This is a genomic window from Massilia sp. YIM B02443 (assembly GCF_030411955.1).
Taxonomy (GTDB): Bacteria; Pseudomonadota; Gammaproteobacteria; order Burkholderiales; family Burkholderiaceae_D; genus Telluria.
In genome coordinates, this window is sequence record NZ_JASNRA010000014.1 from 136,155 (window position 1) to 154,788 (window position 18,634).

Here is an 18,634-nt window from a genome sequence, read left to right on the forward strand (position 1 = left end):
ACCCCTATCTTGCTCTCCAGTTAAAACTAACTCTAGGGAGCAACAAGATGCGGCAAGATAAATTGACGACCAAGCTCCAGGAAGCCCTGGCGGATGCCCAGAGCCTGGCGGTCGGCAACGATAACCAGTACATCGAAACGGTACACCTGCTGGCGGCCCTGCTGAACCAGGACGACGGCAGTGCGCGCTCGCTGCTGCAGCGCGCCGGCGTCAACGTCGGCGGCCTGTCGAACGCATTGAAGACCGCGTTCGAGCGCCTGCCCCAGGTCTCGGGCGCGGGCGGCAACGTCCAGGTCGGCCGTGACCTGATGGCGCTGCTGAACCTGGCCGACCGCGAAGCGCAAAAGCGCGGCGACCAGTTCCTGTCTTCGGAGATGGTGCTGCTGGCGCTGACCGAGGATAAGTCCGACGCCGGCCGCCTGGCGCGCGAACACGGCCTGACGCGCAGGGCGCTCGAATCCGCGATCCAAGCGGTGCGCGGCGGCGAATCGGTGAATTCGCCCGAAGCCGAAGGCCAGCGCGAAGCCCTCAAGAAATACACGCTCGACCTGACCGAGCGCGCGCGCATGGGCAAACTCGACCCGGTGATCGGCCGCGACGACGAGATCCGGCGCGCGATCCAGGTGCTGCAGCGGCGCAGCAAGAACAATCCCGTCCTGATCGGCGAACCGGGCGTGGGCAAGACCGCCATCGTCGAAGGCCTGGCGCAGCGCATCGTGAATGGCGAAGTGCCCGATTCGCTCAAGGGCAAGCGCGTGCTGTCGCTCGACATGGCGGCGCTGCTGGCCGGCGCCAAATTCCGCGGCGAATTCGAAGAGCGCCTGAAAGCGGTGCTCAAGGAACTGGCCCAGGACGAGGGACAAACCATCGTCTTCATCGACGAGATCCACACCATGGTCGGCGCCGGCAAGGCCGAAGGCGCGATGGACGCCGGCAATATGCTCAAACCCGCGCTGGCGCGCGGCGAACTGCATTGCGTCGGCGCCACCACGCTCGATGAATACCGCAAGTACGTCGAGAAGGATGCCGCCCTCGAGCGCCGCTTCCAGAAGATCATCGTCGACGAGCCGAGCGTGGAGGCGACCATCGCCATCCTGCGCGGCCTGCAGGAAAAATACGAGTTGCACCACCAGGTCGACATCACCGACCCGGCCATCATCGCCGCGGCCGAACTGTCGCACCGCTACATCACCGACCGCTTCCTGCCCGATAAAGCGATCGACCTGATCGACGAGGCGGCAGCCAAGATCAAGATCGAGATCGACTCCAAGCCGGAAGTCATGGACCGCCTCGAGCGCCGCATGATCCAGCTGAAGATCGAGCGCGAAGCGGTGCGCCGCGAGACCGACGAAGCCTCGCAGCGCCGCCTGGAACTGCTGGGCGAGGAGATCGCGCGCCTGGAACGCGAGTACAACGACTTCGAAGAAATCCTGAAGGCCGAGAAGGCGGCAGTGCAGGGCACCACCCACATCAAGGAAGAGATCGAGCGCATCCGTCTGCAGATGGAAGAAGCCAAGCGCCAGAGCAACTGGCAGCGCGTTTCCGAGCTGCAGTACGGCCGCCTGCCGGAACTGGAAGCGCAACTCAAGCAAGCCGAGGCGGCGGGCGACAAGCCCGACGCGAGCGACAAGCCGAAGCTGCTGCGCACCCAGGTCGGCGCCGAAGAGATCGCCGAAGTGGTGTCGCGCGCGACCGGCATCCCGGTGGCGCGCATGATGCAGGGCGAGCGCGACAAGCTGCTGCACATCGAGGACGAACTGCACAAGCGCGTGGTCGGCCAGGATGAGGCGATCGAGGCGGTGTCGGATGCGATCCGCCGTTCGCGCGCGGGACTGTCGGACCCGAACCGCCCGTATGGTTCGTTCATGTTCCTGGGCCCGACCGGCGTCGGCAAGACCGAGCTGTGCAAGGCGCTGGCGGCCTTCCTGTTCGATACCGAAGACGCCCTGATCCGCATCGACATGAGCGAATTCATGGAGAAGCATTCGGTGGCGCGCCTGATCGGGGCGCCGCCGGGTTACGTCGGCTATGAAGAAGGCGGCTACCTGACCGAGGCGGTGCGGCGCAAGCCCTACAGCGTGATCCTGCTGGATGAGATCGAGAAGGCGCATCCGGACGTGTTCAACGTGCTGCTGCAGGCGCTCGACGACGGCCGCATGACCGACGGCCAGGGCCGCACCGTGGACTTCAAGAACACGGTGATCGTGATGACCTCGAACCTCGGTTCGAACCGCATCCAGTCGATGGACACCGATGAGCCGGCGGTGGTCAAGCTGGCCGTGATGGCCGAGGTGCGCGGACACTTCCGTCCCGAGTTCATCAACCGTATCGACGAGATCGTGGTGTTCCACGGCCTGGACGAGAAGAACATCGGGGCGATTGCCCGCATCCAGCTGCACAACCTGGAAGCGCGCCTGGCCAAGATGGAAATGACGCTCGACATCGACGAAGAAGCGCTGCAGAAAATCGCGGAGGCGGGCTACGATCCGGTGTATGGCGCGCGGCCGCTCAAGCGCGCGATCCAGCAGCAGATCGAGAATCCGCTGTCGAAGGCCATCCTGTCGGGCCGCTTCGGGCCGAAGGATGTGATTCCGGTGCGGGTGCGCGGCGGCGAGCTGGCGTTCGGCGCGCCCGAGGGCGGCGCCGGCACGGTCGAGCTGGCGAAGTAAGCGGAAACGAAAGCGGCGCCCTCGGGCGCCGCTTTTTACGGGAAACGAAGGACGGGCGCGGCGCGAGTCGCGCCCGTTGTCGTTTTCAGCCGGATTAGGTCCGGCCCGGGTGGATCACTTGCCCGACTTGCGGCGGCGCATGTACGCCACCAGGCCCAGGCCGGCCGCCATCAGGGCCAGCGTTTCCGGTTCCGGTACTTCGGACGGCGCACCGCCATCCGGAGTGTCCGGGCCCGAGACCGGAATGGTCTCGATCGGATCGGTCGGGCCGACAGGCGGTGGCGGAATCAGTTCCGGATCAGGGGCGACCGGCGGGTTGACCGGGGTCGGATCCGGCGTTGGTTCCGGAGTCGGCGTTGGCGTCGGTTCTGGCGTTGGCGTTGGCGTTGGCTGCGGGGTTGGTTCCGGGACAGGCGTCGGCTCAGGGGTTGGTTCGGGCGTTGGTTCCGGCGTTGGCGCTGGAGTCGGCGTCGGCGTCGGCGTCGGGGTAGGCGTCGGGGTAGGCGTCGGCGTCGGCGTCGGATTGGTGGTCGAGCCGCCACCGTTCTGGCTGCCGCCCGTCACGATTTCACCCTTGTTCTTGCTGAGCGACACCTGGACCAGCGTGCCAGCCTTTTCCTTCCAGTCGCTTGCGGTGTCGACCAGGGTCAGCTTGATGTCGGGTGCGCCGAGCTTGCTGTTGGAGGCGATGTCGAACACGAAGGTTTGCGTCGTCTTCAGCGACGGATTGCCGATGCCTTGCAGGCACAGCTGGGTGCCGGCGGTCTTGGCGCCGGCGCCGAGGTTGCAGCCACCGGTGCTGATGGCCGAGTTGTTCAGCAGCGACCAGCCATTCCACGGCGACGACACGGTGCTTGCCTTGCTGACGGTGCCGATGTTGCCGATCGAGATCGCGTCGATGTACTTGCCCTTCATTGCCGATGTGGTACCGGTGACTTGCACGGTCATTTTGCTGCCGTAGACCCAGGTCGTGAAGGTGACGCCTTCGAAGGTGTACGAGCCGGTCTTGATGCCATGGGCCAGGGCCGGAGCGGCGCCGACGGCAAGGAGCAGGGGCAGGACGAGATTACGCAGAGTGCGTTGCATTGTTTTATTTTCCTGTTGTTAAGCAATGTGCAGCGATTAGTTGTCTGGACTTCAAGACGCAATGCTGATGGCTTTGATTCAACAGGTCAATATTAAATGCAATAAAACAACACTAGTTTATTTTCATTAATTTAATAGGGCAAACCGATCCTTGGTTTGAATTTCCCCAATGCAACAAATTGGAAATCATTTAAATTTCCACTCGGCAATATTGAAATGAATTTCATCATCTGAAATATCGGCTTCGCGATATGAGATGTGCAGCAAAAGCAAGGCTCGATCATTTCTCATTGTAAGAAATTTCTTTCCATATCGTGGAATCGTCATTGCAAGCCTTTGATATATAATAGGAAAAATCATCTTGTATATCTTATATAAGACTGATGGTGCTGCGCACTACCTGATCTATGATGTTCCTAACCAAGCGATTTACGACACCCGCAGTTTTTCAAACCCGAGGAGAAACGACATGGCAACCCGTGAACAGCAAGTCGCAGCGCTGCAGCAGGAATGGGACAATCATCCGCGCTGGAAAGGCGTCACCCGTAATTACACCGCCGCCGACGTGGTGCGCTTGCGCGGTTCGGTGCCGATCGAGCACACGCTGGCGCGCCGCGGCGCCGAGAAACTCTGGAGCCTGCTGCAGGAAGAACCCTACGTCAACGCGCTGGGCGCCCTGACCGGCAACCAGGCCATGCAACAGGTGAAGGCCGGCCTGAAAGCGATCTACCTGTCCGGCTGGCAGGTCGCGGGCGACGCCAATGCGGCCGGCGAGATGTATCCCGACCAGTCGCTGTACCCGGTCAACTCGGTGCCGCAGGTGGTGCGCCGGATCAACAACACCTTCCAGCGCGCCGACCAGATCCAATGGTCCGAAGGCAAGGGCGACATCGATTTCTTCGCGCCGATCGTGGCCGATGCCGAAGCCGGCTTCGGCGGCGTGCTCAATGCCTACGAGCTGATGAAGTCGATGATCGATGCCGGCGCCGCCGGCGTGCACTTCGAAGACCAGCTGGCCTCGGTCAAGAAATGCGGCCACATGGGCGGCAAGGTGCTGGTGCCGACCCGGGAAGCGGTCGAAAAACTCAACGCCGCGCGCCTTGCGGCCGACGTGATGGGCACCCCGACCCTGGTCATCGCCCGCACCGACGCCGAGGCCGCCGACCTGCTCACTTCGGACGTGGACGACATCGACCGCCCGTACTGCACCGGCGAGCGCACCGTCGAAGGTTTTTATCGCGTGCGTCCCGGCATCGAGCAAGCGATCTCGCGCGGCCTGGCCTACTCGCCGTACGCCGACCTGGTGTGGTGCGAAACCGGCAAGCCGGACCTCGACTTCGCGCGCCGCTTCGCCGAGGCCATCCACGCCAGGTTCCCCGGCAAGATGCTGGCCTATAACTGCTCGCCCTCGTTCAACTGGAAGAAGAACCTGGACGACGCCACCATCGCCAAATTCCAGAAAGAGCTGGGCGCAATGGGCTATAAATTCCAGTTCATCACCCTGGCCGGCTTCCACGCCCTGAACTACGGCATGTTCAACCTGGCGCACGGGTACGCGCGCAGCGGCATGTCGGCCTTCGTCGAGTTGCAGGAAGCCGAATTCGCCGCCGCCGAACAGGGCTTCACGGCGGTCAAGCACCAGCGCGAAGTCGGCACCGGCTACTTCGACGCCGTGACCCAGGCCATCCAGCAGGGCCAGAGCTCGACCACGGCGCTGCACGGCTCGACCGAGGACGAACAATTCTTCGACGCCAAGAAAGTCGCGTAAGCATTCGCAACACAAGCCAGGCCGCAGCCCCGCAAGGGCCTGCGGCTTTTTTACTGGGTCGGCGGCTCAGCCGCCGACGCGGTGATAGTTGGCAGTCAAATCAGCCGGTCCTAAAACGGAGTCGCCAACATTCTACGCGTCGGCGGCCGAGCCGCCAACCCTACATTGTTCGGCGTCGATCTTCGCACCATATTCCCAGCCACGGCCGCTTGTAGTGGATAATGGCGACAATTGCGCCGCCAGTTTCGTGCGGCAATGCCATCTTTTAGGAATTCCAGCTTATGTTGAGCTACCGCCACGCCTTCCACGCGGGTAACCACGCCGATGTCCTCAAACACTTTGTGCAAGTGCAGCTGCACCTGTACATGAACCAGAAGGACGCCGCCTATACCTATATCGACACCCACTCCGGGGCCGGCGTGTATGCGCTCGACAGTTTCCAGGCGACGAAGACCGCCGAATTCGACACCGGCATCGGCCCGCTGTGGAACGCCACCGAAGTGCCGGCGCCGCTGCAGGAATACCTGGACCTGGTCAAGGGCATGAACCCGAGCGGCAAGATGCGCTACTACCCCGGCTCGCCCTACGTGGCCGAGCAAATGTCGCGCGAGCAGGATCGCCTGCGCCTGTTCGAGATGCACCCGTCCGAGTGCAAGATCCTGGCCGAAAACTTCCGCAAGCTGGAAGCGCACAAGGCCGAGCAGGGCGAGCGCTCGCGCGGCCGCCGGGTGATCATCGAGCACGGCGATGGCTTCACCAGCATGAAGGCGCTCCTGCCGCCGCCGTCGCGCCGCGCGCTGGTGCTGATCGACCCGCCGTACGAGATCAAGGACGACTACCGGCGCGTGCGCGACGCCCTGGACGAAGCGCTGGGCCGCTTCCCGGCCGGCGTGTTCGCGGTCTGGTATCCGGTGCTGCAGCGCATGGAGTCGCGCCAGTTCGCCGACCGCCTCAAGCGCTTGCCGGCCAAGGAATGGCTCAACGTCACCCTGACGATCCAGACCCCGACCCCGGACGGCACCGGCCTGCACAGCAGCGGCATGTTCATCCTGAACCCGCCGTACACGCTCGAGCCGATGCTGCGCGAAGTCATGCCCTACCTGGTGCGCGTGCTGGGCAAGGACGCCGGCGCCCGCTTCACGATCGAGAAGGGCACGCAGGTGACCGGCGCCGCCGCCGGCCGCCTGGTGGGCGACACCCCGCGCGCGCCGGTCGGCAACGCGCGTCGCGCCAGCCCGCTGTCGGGCAAGGGCAGCCTGCGCCTGCCGGGCCAGAGCATGCCGCGCGACGAGGATGACCCGCGCGGTGTAGCAAGTCCGGCGCCGCGCGCCGGTGCGCCACGTGCCGTCGGCGACGAACGTGCGCGCAGCGGCGTTACCGGCGCGCGCGGGCGTACCGATGGTCCCCGTGGCCGTACCGATGGCCCGGCGCCGCGTGGCCGCCCGGACGGTTCGGCGCCGCGCGATGCCGCCTCGGGCGACAAGTTCCGCAGCGGTTCGCGAAACAGCCCCGGCAATGCCGGGAGCAGCGCCCGCAGCGGCACGGCACGGCCAACCGGCCCGGCCGCACCGCGCGGTCCGCGCACGCGCCAGGGCGGCGGGCGCGGCTGATCCTTACTTCCCGGCGCGTCAAGCGGCACGCGCCGCACCAGGCGTCGCGCAAAACGTCGACGTGTGGCTGCAACGCGTCATGCGATTCGATGTCTAAATGCTAAGATTAGCATTTATGTAGTATAGTCCTCACGTCGGTGGCGCGGGTGCCGCCGGGGTGGCACGGCGTGTGCTGCAATCGTTTTCAGGAGTTTTTCGATGCATGCCGATGCAACGGCCGCGGTCTCCGTGCCGTCCAATGATTTCTTTCTCGCGCGCCAGCCGATCCTGGGGCGCGACCAGCATCTGGTCGCCTTCGAACTGCTGTTCCGCGCCGCCGGCGAAGATGACGACGCCAAGCTGACTGATGGCGCCGCAGCCACCGCAGCCGTCATTTCGCACGCTTCCCAACTCGGCATGGAGCAGGTGGTCGGCGAGAAACTGGCCTTCGTGAACGTGGACGAGGTCGTCCTGATGAGCGACTTCGTGCGTTTTCTGCCGGCCGACAGGGTGATCCTGGAAATCCTCGAAACCGTCAAACCGACCCCGCCGCTGCTGGCGCGGGTAGCCGAGCTCAAGGAGCTGGGTTTCAAGTTCGCAGTTGACGACGTGGTCGAGCACTCGGCCGAGCTCGATCAGCTGGTCGGGCTGGTGGACGTGATCAAGATCGACATCAAGGGCGTGCAGCCGAATGCGCTGGCGCAGCTGGTCGATTCCTTGAAGCTCACCGGCAAGCGCCTGCTGGCCGAAAAGGTCGAGACCATCGACGAATTCAAGCTGTGCATGGAGCTCGGCTTCGAATACTTCCAGGGCTATTACTTTGCGCGTCCCGTGATCCTGAGCGGACGCAAGATCACGCCGTCCGAGATCGGCATCCTGCGTCTGCTGGAGCTGGTCAATTCGAACGCCGACAGCCAGGCGATCGAAACCGCAGTCAAGCGCGACGCCCTGATCAGCCTGAATTTGCTGCGGCTGGTCAACAGCCGCGCCGTGCCGGGGCCGCGCATCGAATCGCTGTCGCAGGCGCTGGCCCAGCTCGGGCGGCGCCAGCTGGCGCGCTGGCTGCAGATCCTGCTGTACACGGCGGCCGGCGCGCGGGTCGATCTCGATTCGCCGTTGCTGCAGCTGGCCACCACGCGCGGCAAGATGCTCGAACTCATGACGCTGCGCGTGCGCCCCGGCGACACCGCCAGCGCCGACCGCGCCTTCACGGTGGGCATCATGTCGCTGGCCGAGGCGCTGTTCTCGGTGCCGATGGCCGACATCCTCGACCACGTCGAGATCGCGGCCGACGTGCGCGAAGCCTTGCTTGAGCGGGAAGGGGATTTCGGCACCATGCTGCGCATCACCGAATTGCTGGAGGCGGCCGAGGGCGGGGCCAGGCTCAATTGCGCGCTCAGGAAAATCGGACTGACGGTGCCCGAGGTGCGCGAGATCGAACTGGCGGCCTTCGATTGGGTACGCGAGTTGACCAACGATGTGCACGAGGTGCGCGACGTGCATTAAGTGCATTGAGCGGGCGTTCGAGCGACGCCCGCATCAGGATGTTTCGCCGTCCCTTACTGCCCCAGGAGCAGGAACACCGTCGGCTTCTTGTGAAAATCCGGCCCTTTGCCGGCCGCCAGCGCCGCCTTCCACTTGGCTGCCGTCATGGTCCGCACCGACTCGGTCGCCAGCGACAGATCGGTCGCCACGCACACCAGCGTTCCCGGCTGGCAACTACCCACCAGCGCTTCCAGCATCTGCCCGTTGCGATATGGCGTCTCGATCAGCAATTGCGTCTGCTTTTCCGCACGCGAACGCTTCTCGAGTTCCTGGATGCGCTTGGCGCGCGCGGCGGCATCGGTCGGCAGGTAGCCGTTGAAGGCGAAGCTCTGGCCGTTCAGCCCGCTTGCCATCACGGCCAGCAGCAGCGACGACGGCCCCACCAGCGGCCGCACGCTGATGCCGTGCTGGTGCGCCAGGCGCACCAGGTCGGCGCCCGGATCGGCCACCGCCGGCACGCCGGCTTCCGACACCAGGCCGGCGTCGCGCCCGGCCAGCAGCGGCGCCAGCAGTTGCGCCAGCGCCTGCGCCGGCGTGTTCACGTTCAGCTCGGCGATCTCGATCTCTTGCAGCGGCCTGGCCAGCGGGTGGTCGAGCGCGATCAGCTTCAGGAAGGCGCGCGCGGTCTTGGCATTCTCGGCGACGAAATAATCGAGCCGGCTGGTCAGCGCCTGGACCTGGGTCGGGATCAGGTTGGACAGGGCGCCAGGGGCGGCTTCGGTCGGGCCGAGGGTATTCGGAATCAGGTACAGGGTGCCGGGCATGGGGAGGTCAGTGGTCAGGTGCCGAAAAAGCGGACGCCCGCGCGCCGCAGCATGCCGGTCAGGGCGATCAGCGGCAGGCCGGTGAGGGCGGTCGGGTCGGTGGAAACGATGCTTTCCAGCAGGGCGATGCCGAGGCCTTCGTTCTTGGCGCTGCCGGCGCAGTCGTACGGCTGTTCGATGCGCAGGTAGGCGTCGAATTCGGCGTCCGGCAGGTCGCGGAAGCGCACTTGCACCTGCACGTTCTCGATCTGCGCCGCCTGTGCCGGATCGGCCGCGCGGCCATCCCACAGGCACAGCGCCGTATGGAAGACCACTTCGCGCCCGCGCATCAGTTGCAACTGGGCCAGGGCGCGCGCATGGTCGCCCGGCTTGCCGATCTGCAGTTCGTCCAGCGTGGCGACCTGGTCGGAGCCGATCACCAGCGCGCCCGGATGCGCCGCGGCGACGGCCCGGGCCTTGGCGGCGGCCAGGCGCAGTGCGGTGGCCTGCGGCGACTCGCCGGGCAGCGGCGTTTCGTCGATGTCGGGTGCGATCGCCTCGAACGGCAAACCAAGGCGCGCCAGCAGTTCACGCCGGTAGGCAGAGCTCGATGCAAGGATGAGACGCACTGGTGCGGAAGTGGAGGTCATGGCAAGGCGGAAGAATCAAGGCACGCGCAAAAGCGACAGTTTCATGGCGCTGCGCTGGAAAGCCTGCTATTATCGCAGGTTTTCCGGGGTAACTTTCTAAATGAGCGCTTTTGTCATCGACGCCTTCGAGTTTTGCAAGAACGACGGCCATCGCGAAGGCAGCACGCCCCTGGTCGACATGACGCGCCTGGCGGCCGAAAGCACCGACAAGAGCGGCGAGATCCGCTGGTCGATGCAGGGCGGCCAGACCCGTCAAGGCTATCCGTCGCTGACCCTCGCGGTCGCCGGACAGGTCAAGCTGGTGTGCCAGCGTTGCCTGCAGCCGTTCGACTATGAGATCGATTCGTCGACCATGCTGGTGCTGGGCAAGGACGATGCCGATGCCGACGCCATCGAGGAAATCCTCGACGACGACAGCATCGACGTGATCGTCGGCAGCCGCACCTGCGACATCCGCGAATTGCTCGAGGACGAAGCCCTGCTGGCATTGCCGCAGTCGCCGCGCCACGACGTTTGTCCGGATACCGGCTTGCTCGATAGCCTGAAAACGGATAAAGTGTCGCCCTTCGCTGCCCTCAAGAATCTCAAGGCAGAATAAATCAAGTAGTTGGCAGGTCAAATCAGTAGTACAGGATTCGCAGTACGGTGGCGGCAGCGTAGAAACAGTGTCGCCCAAAATCTGCAAAGGAACGTGTCAAACGCGTGCAATCGAGTATGGCATTTGCGGTAGTTGTAGCAGCGTTAAACATGTCGGCAGCAAATAAAGTTGCCGTCGAGATACTCGATTTGCATAAGCTTGCATATCGGTTGTGTTAAAATTTTAGAACTTTGTATTAGGAGTTATCATGGCAGTTCAGCAGAATAAAAAATCCCCGTCGAAGCGCGGCATGCACCGTTCGCACGATTTCCTGACCGCCCCTAACCTGGCAGTCGAGCCGACCACCGGCGAAACCCACCTGCGTCACCACATCTCGCCGAACGGTTTCTACCGTGGTCGTAAAGTCCTGAAGACCAAGAACGACGAGTAATCGACGTCTTGTCTTTCAGTGACATGAAAGCGGTGCAACGTATGTTATCTGCGTGGCACCGCTTTTTATTTCGCACGTACGTTCGTATGAAATCTGTAATCGGCTGCATCCCTGGCACCGTCATTTTGAACAGTGCGGATTGCGCCCGGCCCCGGGTCCGGGGTTGGTCCCATCTTGCCGCCCGCCCAGCGTGAGCCGCGGCATCCCTCCGACAAATGACAATTAAAATCTCCATTGACTGCATGGGCGGCGATCACGGCCCTTCAGTTACCATTCCGGCAGCCATCTCCTTCCTCAAAAGCCACGCAGACGCCGAACTCGTGCTCGTGGGTGCGGAGGATGTGCTGCGCGCAGAACTCAAGAAACACCACGCCGAGAACAATCCTCGCATCAGCGTGCGCAACGCAACCGAAGTCGTCACGATGGACGATCCGGTCGAAGTCGCCCTGCGCCGCAAGAAGGATTCCTCGATGCGCGTGGCGATCGAGCTGGTCAAGGACGGCAGCGCCAACGCCTGCGTCTCGGCCGGCAATACCGGCGCCCTGATGGCCGTCTCGCGCTATGTGCTCAAGACCATGGCCGGGGTCGACCGTCCGGCGATCTGCTCGATCTTCCCCAACCAGAAGAACGGCCCGACCTATATCCTCGACCTTGGCGCGAATGTCGACTGCACGCCGGATCACCTGCACCAGTTCGCCATCATGGGTTCGGTGCTGTGCTCGGCGATCGAAGGCAATCCGCGTCCGACCGTCGGCCTGCTGAACGTCGGCACCGAAGACATCAAGGGCAACGAAGCGGTCAAGGCCACCGGTGTGCTGCTGCGCGCCGACCACGAGCGCGGCAAGCTGAATTTCTTCGGCAACGTCGAAGGCAACGACATCTTCAAGGGCACGGTCGACGTCGTCGTGTGCGACGGCTTCGTCGGCAACGTCATGCTGAAAGCCATCGAAGGCCTGTCGCGCTTCATGAAGACCACCTTCAAGGAAAGCGTGATGTCGATGCTGGGCGCCGTGCTGGCGCGCAAGGCGCTGAAGAAACTCAATCCCGAACGCTACAACGGCGCCGCGCTGCTGGGCCTGAAGGGCCTGGTGTTCAAGAGCCACGGCGGCGCGAATGCCTATGCCTTCGAGTGGGCGCTCAAGCGCGCCTACGACGCGGCGCATAACAATGTGCAGGAACAGCTGTCGGCGCTGATCGCCGAGCTGATGCCGGCTCCCGTGACGGCCGTGGCCGCCCCGGTGGTCGCCCCCGATAGTGTGCGCCAGGCGCAAGCCTGAAGGACGATCAAGCAATGACCTTGTATAGCAAAATCACCGGCACCGGCAGCTACCTGCCCGCCAACCGCGTCACCAACGAACAGCTCACCGCCCAGCTGGCCGAGAACGGCGTCGAAACTTCGCACGAGTGGATCGTCACCCGCAGCGGCATCGAGGCGCGCCACTACGCCGCCGCCGACGAGTTGTCGTCCGACCTGGCGGTGCAGGCTGCGCGCCGCGCCCTGGACATGGCCGGCAAGACGCCGCTCGACGTCGACCTGGTGATCGTCGCCAGTTCCACCCCCGACTTCCACGGTAGCTTCCCCAGCACCGCCTGCATCGTGCAGCAAAAGCTCGGCATGGCCAACGGCAGCGCGGCGTTCGACGTGCAGGCCGTGTGCAGCGGCTTCGTCTACGCGGTCTCGACTGCCGACGCCTTCATCCGCGCCGGCAACCACAAGCGTGTGCTGGTGATCGGTTCGGAAGTGTTCTCGCGCATCGTCGACTTCAACGACCGCACCACCTGCGTGCTGTTCGGTGACGGCGCCGGCGCGGTGCTGATGGAAGCTTCCGAAGAGCCCGGCATCCTGGGCGCGAAACTGCATGCCGACGGCAGCCAGGCCGGCATCCTGACCGGTCCGGGCAGCGTCGACAATGGCGCGATTCTAGGTTCCGGCTTCCTGTACATGGACGGCCCGGCGGTGTTCAAGCTGGCCGTTACCGTGCTGGAAGAGGTGGCCAACGAGGTGCTGGACCACGCCGGCGTCAAGGCGTCCGAGATCGACTGGCTGGTGCCGCACCAGGCCAACCTGCGCATCATGAAGGGCACGGCCAAGAAGCTGAACCTGCCGCTGGACAAGATGGTAGTCACCGTCAACGAGCACGGCAACACCTCGGCCGCCTCGATCCCGCTGGCGCTGGACCAGGCCGTGCGCGACGGCCGCATCCAGAAGGGCCATAACGTGCTGATGGAAGGCGTGGGCGGCGGCTTCACCTGGGGCGCCGTGCTGGCGCGCATGTAAGCGCCGCGGTTCAACCACAAGAACAACAAATTTACGGAAAAATACGATGAGCAAATTCGCATTTCTGTTCACCGGACAAGGCGCCCAGGCAGTGGGCATGCTGAACGGTTTCGCTGGCAACCCGGTTGTCGACCAGACCGTGCAGGAGGCATCCGACGCGCTCGGCCTCGATCTCAAGAAAATGATCGCCGAAGGTCCGAAGGAAGACCTGGACCTGACCACCAACACCCAGCCGGTGATGCTGACCGCTGCGGTCGCCGTGTACCGCGCCTGGATCGCGGCCGGCGGCCCGGCGCCAAGCGTCGTGGCCGGTCACAGCCTGGGCGAATACTCGGCCCTGGTGGCTGCCGGCGTGATCCCGTTCGCCGACGCCGTGCCGCTGGTGCGCTTCCGCGCCCAGTCGATGCAGGACGCGGTGCCGGTGGGGCAGGGCGGCATGGCCGTGATCCTCGGCCTGCAGGCCGACGACGTGCGCGCCGTGTGTGTCGAAGCGGCGCAAGGTGAAGTGATCGAAGCGGTGAACTTCAACGAACCGACCCAGATCGTGATCGCCGGCCATACTGCCGCCGTCGAGCGCGCCTGCGAGATCGCCAAGGCCAAGGGCGCCAAGCGCGCCATGAAGCTGGCGGTGTCGGCGCCGTTCCACTCGTCGCTGCTGAAACCTGCCTCGGACCGCCTGCGCGAGTACATGGGCAAACTGACCTTCGCCGCGCCGCAGATCGACGTCATCAACAACGTCGACGTCGCCGTGCTGAACGATCCGGAGCAGATCAAGGACGCGCTGGTGCGCCAGGCCGCCGGTCCGGTGCGCTGGGTCGAGACGATGCAGAAGATGGCTGCCGAGGGCGTGACCCAGGTCGTCGAGTGTGCGCCGAGCAAGACGCTGATCGGCATGGCCAAGCGCATCGACCCGGCGCTGGTCGGTGAAGCGCTGGTCGACCAGCCTGCGCTCGAGCGCGTGCTGGAACTGATCAAGGCCAACTGAGCCATCCAGAACATCCAAGAAAGAGGACAAGAATGAATCTGCAAAACCAAGTCGCCCTCGTTACCGGCGCATCGCGCGGCATCGGCAAGGCCATCGCACTCGAACTGGCGCGCCAGGGCGCCAAGGTGGTCGGCACCGCGACCAGCGAATCGGGCGCCCAGGCGATCACCGATTACCTGGCCGAATTCGGCGGCAAGGGCGTGGTCCTGAACGTGCTCGACGCCGAGCGCTGCGCCGCCGTGGTGGACGAAGTGCAGAAGGGCTTCGGCAGCCTGTCGATCCTGGTCAATAACGCCGGCATCACCCAGGACAACCTGGCGATGCGCATGAAGGACGAAGAGTGGGACGGCGTGATCGCCACCAACCTGACCGCCGTCGGTCGCCTTTCTCGCCTGGTGCTGCGCGGCATGATGAAGGCCAAGGCCGGCCGCATCATCAACATCACCTCGGTGGTGGGCGCCTCGGGCAACCCGGGCCAGATGAACTACGCCGCCGCCAAGGCCGGCGTGGCCGGCATGACCCGCGCGCTGGCGCGCGAGATCGGCAGCCGCAACATCACCGTCAACTGCGTGGCGCCGGGCTTCATCGACACCGACATGACCAAGGCGCTGGGCGAAGGCCAGCACGAAGCACTGCTGACCCAGATTCCGCTGGGCCGCCTGGGCCAGCCGGAAGACATCGCCCACGCGGTGGCCTTCCTGGCCGGTCCGCAAGCCGCGTACATCACGGGCACCGAGCTGCACGTGAACGGCGGCATGTACATGAATTAAATATAAAATGGGATAACGCCGGTTTCGTTTCCGCTTGCGCGGGGTCGAATGCCGGTGCAATCTCGTCTTTTAGCAGGACTTTCGGAAGAGTTAGCGCCAACTGCCGAAAGTAGTTTTTCAGGTCGCAAACCTGATAAAATGCGCGCACTTTCCGCAACACATACCTTAATGGAGCCAAAACATGTCGGATATCGAACAACGCGTTAAAAAAATCGTCGCTGAGCAACTGGGCGTTGCCGAAGCAGACATCAAAATCGAATCCTCGTTCGTTGACGACCTCGGCGCTGACTCGCTGGACACCGTGGAACTGGTGATGGCACTGGAAGACGAGTTCGAAATGGAAATCCCTGACGAGCAGGCTGAGAAAATCACCACCGTCAAGCAAGCCATCGACTACGCAACCGCGCACGTCAAGGCCTAAGTAGCAAGCTTTACAGTTTTTGGGAGAATCGCTTGAGTCGTTCACGCAACCGCCGTGTCGTCGTCACCGGCCTGGGCTGCATTTCACCGATCGGCAATACCGTTGCCGAAGCGTGGGATGCGGCGCTGGCCGGCAAGTCGGGCATTGCCGCCATCACCAAGTTTGATGCGTCGCCATTCACGACCCACTTCGCCGGTGAAGTCAAGAACTTCGTCGTCGAAGACTACCTGCCGGGCAAGGAAGGCCGCCACATGGATAGCTTTATCCATTTCGGCATGGCAGCCGGCATCCAGGCCCTGCAGGATTCGGGTCTGGAAGTTACCGAAGAGAATGCAGACCGCATCGGCGTGGTGATCGGTTCGGGCATCGGCGGCCTGCCGATGATCGAAGCGACCAAGGAAGAATACGCCAGCCGCGGCGCGCGCCGCATCTCGCCGTTCTTCGTGCCGGCCTCGATCATCAACATGATCTCGGGCGATCTCTCGATCAAGTTCGGCCTGCGTGGTCCGAACCTGGCCATCGTCACCGCCTGCACCACCGGCCTGCACAGCATCGGCGCGGCAGCGCGCCTGATCGAGTACGGCGACGCCGACGTGATGATCGCGGGCGGCGCCGAGTCGACCGTGTCGCCGCTGGGCCTGGGCGGTTTCGCCTCGGCCCGCGCACTGTCGACCCGCAACGACGATCCGGCCACCGCCTCGCGTCCATGGGACCGCGACCGCGACGGCTTCGTGCTGGGCGAGGGCGCCGGCGTCATGGTGCTGGAAGAATACGAACACGCCGTCGCGCGTGGCGCCAAGATCTATGCCGAAGTCATCGGCTTCGGCATGAGCGCGGACGCCAACCACATCACCTCGCCGGTCGAGGATGGCAGTGGCGCGGCGCGCTGCATGGTGGCGGCCCTGAACAACGCCGGCATCAATGGCGACCAGGTGCACTACGTGAATGCGCACGGCACCTCGACGCCGCTGGGCGACGTGGCCGAAGTGCGCGGCATCAAGCGCGTCTTTGGCGACCACGCCAAAAACCTGGTCGTCAATTCGACCAAGTCGATGACCGGCCACCTGCTCGGTGGCGCCGGCGGCCTGGAATCGGTGTTCACCGTGCTGGCGATCCACAACCAGATCTCGCCGCCGACGATCAACATCTTCAACCAGGATCCGGAATGCGACCTGGACTTCTGCGCCAACACGGCGCGCGAGATGCAGATCGACTACGCGGTCAAGAACTCGTTCGGGTTCGGCGGCACCAACGGCACCCTGGTGTTCGCCAAGGTTTGAATATCGTTTGAACCAGCCTTGCCCCATCCTGGTCTAACGGGATGGGCGCTTCCCACGGCTCCGGCCGTCATCCGATCTCCGGACTGACGCCGGGCGCCGGCGGAAAGAGGGATGTCCCTCGGCCCGCCACCTGTCGCCGGTATTGCGCCGACCGCAGGAACGTCTTTACTTCCCATCATCATCATGTCGATCGCGGTGTCCGCCGTCGTCAACCCTTCGCGCCGCCTGCGCTGGCTCCTCGCCGCGTTCGGCGCGGCACTGTGCGCGGTCGCCGTCGCCGTGGGCCTGCTGCTGCCCGAACGCTTCGCCGGCGGCGCCCTTGTGGCGTTGGCGCCGCTTTTCGCCGCACTCCTGCTAGGCCACTCGTGCATGTTTTTGCCCGCTGCCGCAACGGCGCACCGGATTGATATTTCTGGAGTTGGGCAGCTACGCGTGACGGTACAACAGGACATGTCCGGAAACGGCGCAGCGGCGCTGCTGCTGCCCGGCGCCACCGTCTGGCCCTGCTGCATGGTGCTGCGATTGCGCGTCGACACCGGCGCCGTGCGCACGCTGGTGCTGCTGCCCGACAGCGTGGGTTGCGGACAGTACCGCGCGCTGGCGGTGGCCGTGCGCAGCCTCGCCGCCGGCGCCGCCGCCGGGCTGGGGCCCGCGGCGGACGGTGGGCACAAAATACTTTGAACTTATTGCAGGAGGCCAACTCTTAGAAAGGGTGGGCCGCCAACTGGGGCATGGTCCGTGACGACAGAACGCGAGGGTGATCAGCTGTTGGTGGAGCGCGTCCAGGCCGGCGACAGGGAGGCCTTCGACCTGCTCGTCTCCAAGTACCAGCGCCGCCTGATGCGCCTGGTGTCGCGGCTGGTCCATGATCCCGCCGAGGCCGAAGACGTGGTGCAGGAAACCTTTATCAAGGCATTTCGCGCACTGCGCCATTTTCGCGGTGATTCGGCGTTTTATACCTGGCTTTATCGAATAGGAATCAATACGGCGAAAAACTTTTTAGTCACCCAAGGCAGGCGCGCACCGACCTCGACTGAGGCGGATGCCGAGCGCGCCGAAGGATTCGATGACGCCGATAGCTTGCGCGACATTAATACACCGGAATCGGTACTCGCCAGCAAGCAGATCGCCCATACAGTGAACGCGGCCATGGAAGCATTGCCGCTGGAATTGCGCACGGCAATTGTCTTGCGCGAAATCGAAGGACTCAGCTACGAGGAAATCTCCGAAGTGATGGCCTGTCCAATAGGTACCGTGCGCAGCCGGATTTTCCGGGCGCGCGAAGTCATTGCCGAGAAATTGCGCCCTTTGCTCGATTTCCCGGTTGACAAACGTCGGTAGGTAGCGGGATCGTACGAACACAGCATATATTGAACAAAGACCGACGGCGATGGACGCACCGATGGACACCAATAGAAAATTACGCGAGCACATTTCTGCCTTCAAGGATGGCGAATTGCCGGAAGCCGACGTGGAGCTGGCGCTGGCTGCCATGCACGGCAGCGACGGGCAAGCCGCCTGGGTCTTGTACCACCTGATCGGCGACACCTTGCGCCAGACCGACGGCGCCGGCGCGGCCACGGTTCCCTTGCCGGGGCTGTCGCCAGGGTTCCGCGCGCGCCTGGCCGAGCGCCTGGCGGCCGAGCCCCCGCCGGTGCGGCGCCCGAGCGTCTCGTCCGAGCCCACCGGGTTGGCCGCGGTGCTGGCCAAGTCGGCGTCGTCCTGACGCCGGCAAGGTCCTTTCCCCCGGGGTGCGCCGCGCAGGCCGGCGCGGCGCGACAAAGCGCTGGAATTGGCTTACCATTAAGTCAATTCCAGACCT

18 protein-coding genes are annotated in these 18,634 nt (G+C 64.1%); 15 read left to right on the top strand and 3 right to left on the bottom strand.

Going from position 1 to position 18,634, the window contains the following annotated elements; all coding sequences use genetic code 11:
• Positions 1–47: 47 nt before the first annotated feature.
• Complete coding sequence (gene clpB / locus QPK27_RS15745) at positions 48–2,669, top strand: ATP-dependent chaperone ClpB (RefSeq protein ID WP_290419196.1); 2,622 nt, start codon at positions 48–50, stop codon at positions 2,667–2,669.
• Positions 2,670–2,783: 114 nt separating this feature from the next.
• Here the strand turns inward: clpB and QPK27_RS15750 are convergent, their stop codons facing one another.
• Complete coding sequence (locus QPK27_RS15750) at positions 2,784–3,755, bottom strand: PEP-CTERM sorting domain-containing protein (protein ID WP_290419197.1); 972 nt, start codon at positions 3,753–3,755, stop codon at positions 2,784–2,786.
• 469 nt (positions 3,756–4,224) lie between these two features.
• Between QPK27_RS15750 and aceA the strand changes: the two genes are divergently transcribed.
• From aceA to QPK27_RS15765, 3 genes are all read left to right on the top strand, one after another.
• Positions 4,225–5,523: an isocitrate lyase gene (gene aceA, locus QPK27_RS15755; RefSeq protein ID WP_290419198.1), complete on the top strand. Its 1,299-nt coding sequence runs from the start codon at positions 4,225–4,227 to the stop codon at positions 5,521–5,523.
• A 281-nt stretch (positions 5,524–5,804) separates the two neighbouring features.
• A complete protein-coding gene (rlmJ, locus tag QPK27_RS15760; RefSeq protein WP_290419199.1) occupies positions 5,805–7,133 on the top strand; it encodes a 23S rRNA (adenine(2030)-N(6))-methyltransferase RlmJ in 1,329 nt (442 codons plus the stop codon).
• A 198-nt stretch (positions 7,134–7,331) separates the two neighbouring features.
• The gene (locus QPK27_RS15765; RefSeq protein ID WP_290419200.1) at positions 7,332–8,618 is read left to right on the top strand and encodes an EAL and HDOD domain-containing protein; all 1,287 of its coding nucleotides are present in this window, start codon (positions 7,332–7,334) and stop codon (positions 8,616–8,618) included.
• Between the two features lie 53 nt (positions 8,619–8,671).
• On the opposite strand, the gene QPK27_RS15770 is transcribed toward QPK27_RS15765, so the two are convergent.
• Entirely contained in the window at positions 8,672–9,421 is a 750-nt protein-coding gene (locus QPK27_RS15770) for an SAM-dependent methyltransferase (RefSeq protein ID WP_290419201.1), read from the bottom strand.
• Between the two features lie 14 nt (positions 9,422–9,435).
• Positions 9,436–10,050 carry a Maf family nucleotide pyrophosphatase gene (locus QPK27_RS15775; protein ID WP_290419202.1) on the bottom strand — a complete coding sequence of 205 codons (615 nt, stop codon included), beginning with the start codon at positions 10,048–10,050 and terminating at the stop codon, positions 9,436–9,438.
• Between the two features lie 100 nt (positions 10,051–10,150).
• Between QPK27_RS15775 and QPK27_RS15780 the strand changes: the two genes are divergently transcribed.
• The 11 genes from QPK27_RS15780 to QPK27_RS15830 all read left to right on the top strand — a co-directional run bounded on the left by QPK27_RS15780 (position 10,151) and on the right by QPK27_RS15830 (position 18,538).
• On the top strand, positions 10,151–10,648 hold the full coding sequence (locus QPK27_RS15780) for a DUF177 domain-containing protein (protein WP_290419203.1): 498 nt from the start codon (positions 10,151–10,153) through the stop codon (positions 10,646–10,648).
• 247 nt (positions 10,649–10,895) lie between these two features.
• Positions 10,896–11,078 carry a 50S ribosomal protein L32 gene (rpmF, locus tag QPK27_RS15785; protein WP_005666806.1) on the top strand — a complete coding sequence of 61 codons (183 nt, stop codon included), beginning with the start codon at positions 10,896–10,898 and terminating at the stop codon, positions 11,076–11,078.
• Between the two features lie 215 nt (positions 11,079–11,293).
• A complete protein-coding gene (gene plsX / locus QPK27_RS15790; protein WP_290419204.1) occupies positions 11,294–12,355 on the top strand; it encodes a phosphate acyltransferase PlsX in 1,062 nt (353 codons plus the stop codon).
• Between the two features lie 14 nt (positions 12,356–12,369).
• Positions 12,370–13,356: a beta-ketoacyl-ACP synthase III gene (locus QPK27_RS15795; protein ID WP_290419205.1), complete on the top strand. Its 987-nt coding sequence runs from the start codon at positions 12,370–12,372 to the stop codon at positions 13,354–13,356.
• A gap of 46 nt (positions 13,357–13,402) precedes the next feature.
• The gene (fabD, locus tag QPK27_RS15800; protein ID WP_290419206.1) at positions 13,403–14,341 is read left to right on the top strand and encodes an ACP S-malonyltransferase; all 939 of its coding nucleotides are present in this window, start codon (positions 13,403–13,405) and stop codon (positions 14,339–14,341) included.
• Positions 14,342–14,373: 32 nt separating this feature from the next.
• The gene (gene fabG / locus QPK27_RS15805; RefSeq protein ID WP_290419207.1) at positions 14,374–15,111 is read left to right on the top strand and encodes a 3-oxoacyl-ACP reductase FabG; all 738 of its coding nucleotides are present in this window, start codon (positions 14,374–14,376) and stop codon (positions 15,109–15,111) included.
• A gap of 181 nt (positions 15,112–15,292) precedes the next feature.
• A complete protein-coding gene (gene acpP, locus QPK27_RS15810) occupies positions 15,293–15,532 on the top strand; it encodes an acyl carrier protein (RefSeq protein WP_020653257.1) in 240 nt (79 codons plus the stop codon).
• Between the two features lie 32 nt (positions 15,533–15,564).
• Positions 15,565–16,812, top strand: a complete 1,248-nt coding sequence (fabF, locus tag QPK27_RS15815; protein ID WP_290419208.1) for a beta-ketoacyl-ACP synthase II — start codon at positions 15,565–15,567, stop codon at positions 16,810–16,812.
• A 111-nt stretch (positions 16,813–16,923) separates the two neighbouring features.
• Complete coding sequence (locus tag QPK27_RS15820; protein ID WP_290419209.1) at positions 16,924–17,493, top strand: protein YgfX; 570 nt, start codon at positions 16,924–16,926, stop codon at positions 17,491–17,493.
• Positions 17,494–17,550: 57 nt separating this feature from the next.
• Positions 17,551–18,153: an RNA polymerase sigma factor RpoE gene (gene rpoE / locus QPK27_RS15825; RefSeq protein WP_290419210.1), complete on the top strand. Its 603-nt coding sequence runs from the start codon at positions 17,551–17,553 to the stop codon at positions 18,151–18,153.
• Positions 18,154–18,214: 61 nt separating this feature from the next.
• A complete protein-coding gene (locus QPK27_RS15830; protein WP_290419211.1) occupies positions 18,215–18,538 on the top strand; it encodes a sigma-E factor negative regulatory protein in 324 nt (107 codons plus the stop codon).
• The last annotated feature ends 96 nt before the right edge of the window (positions 18,539–18,634 follow it).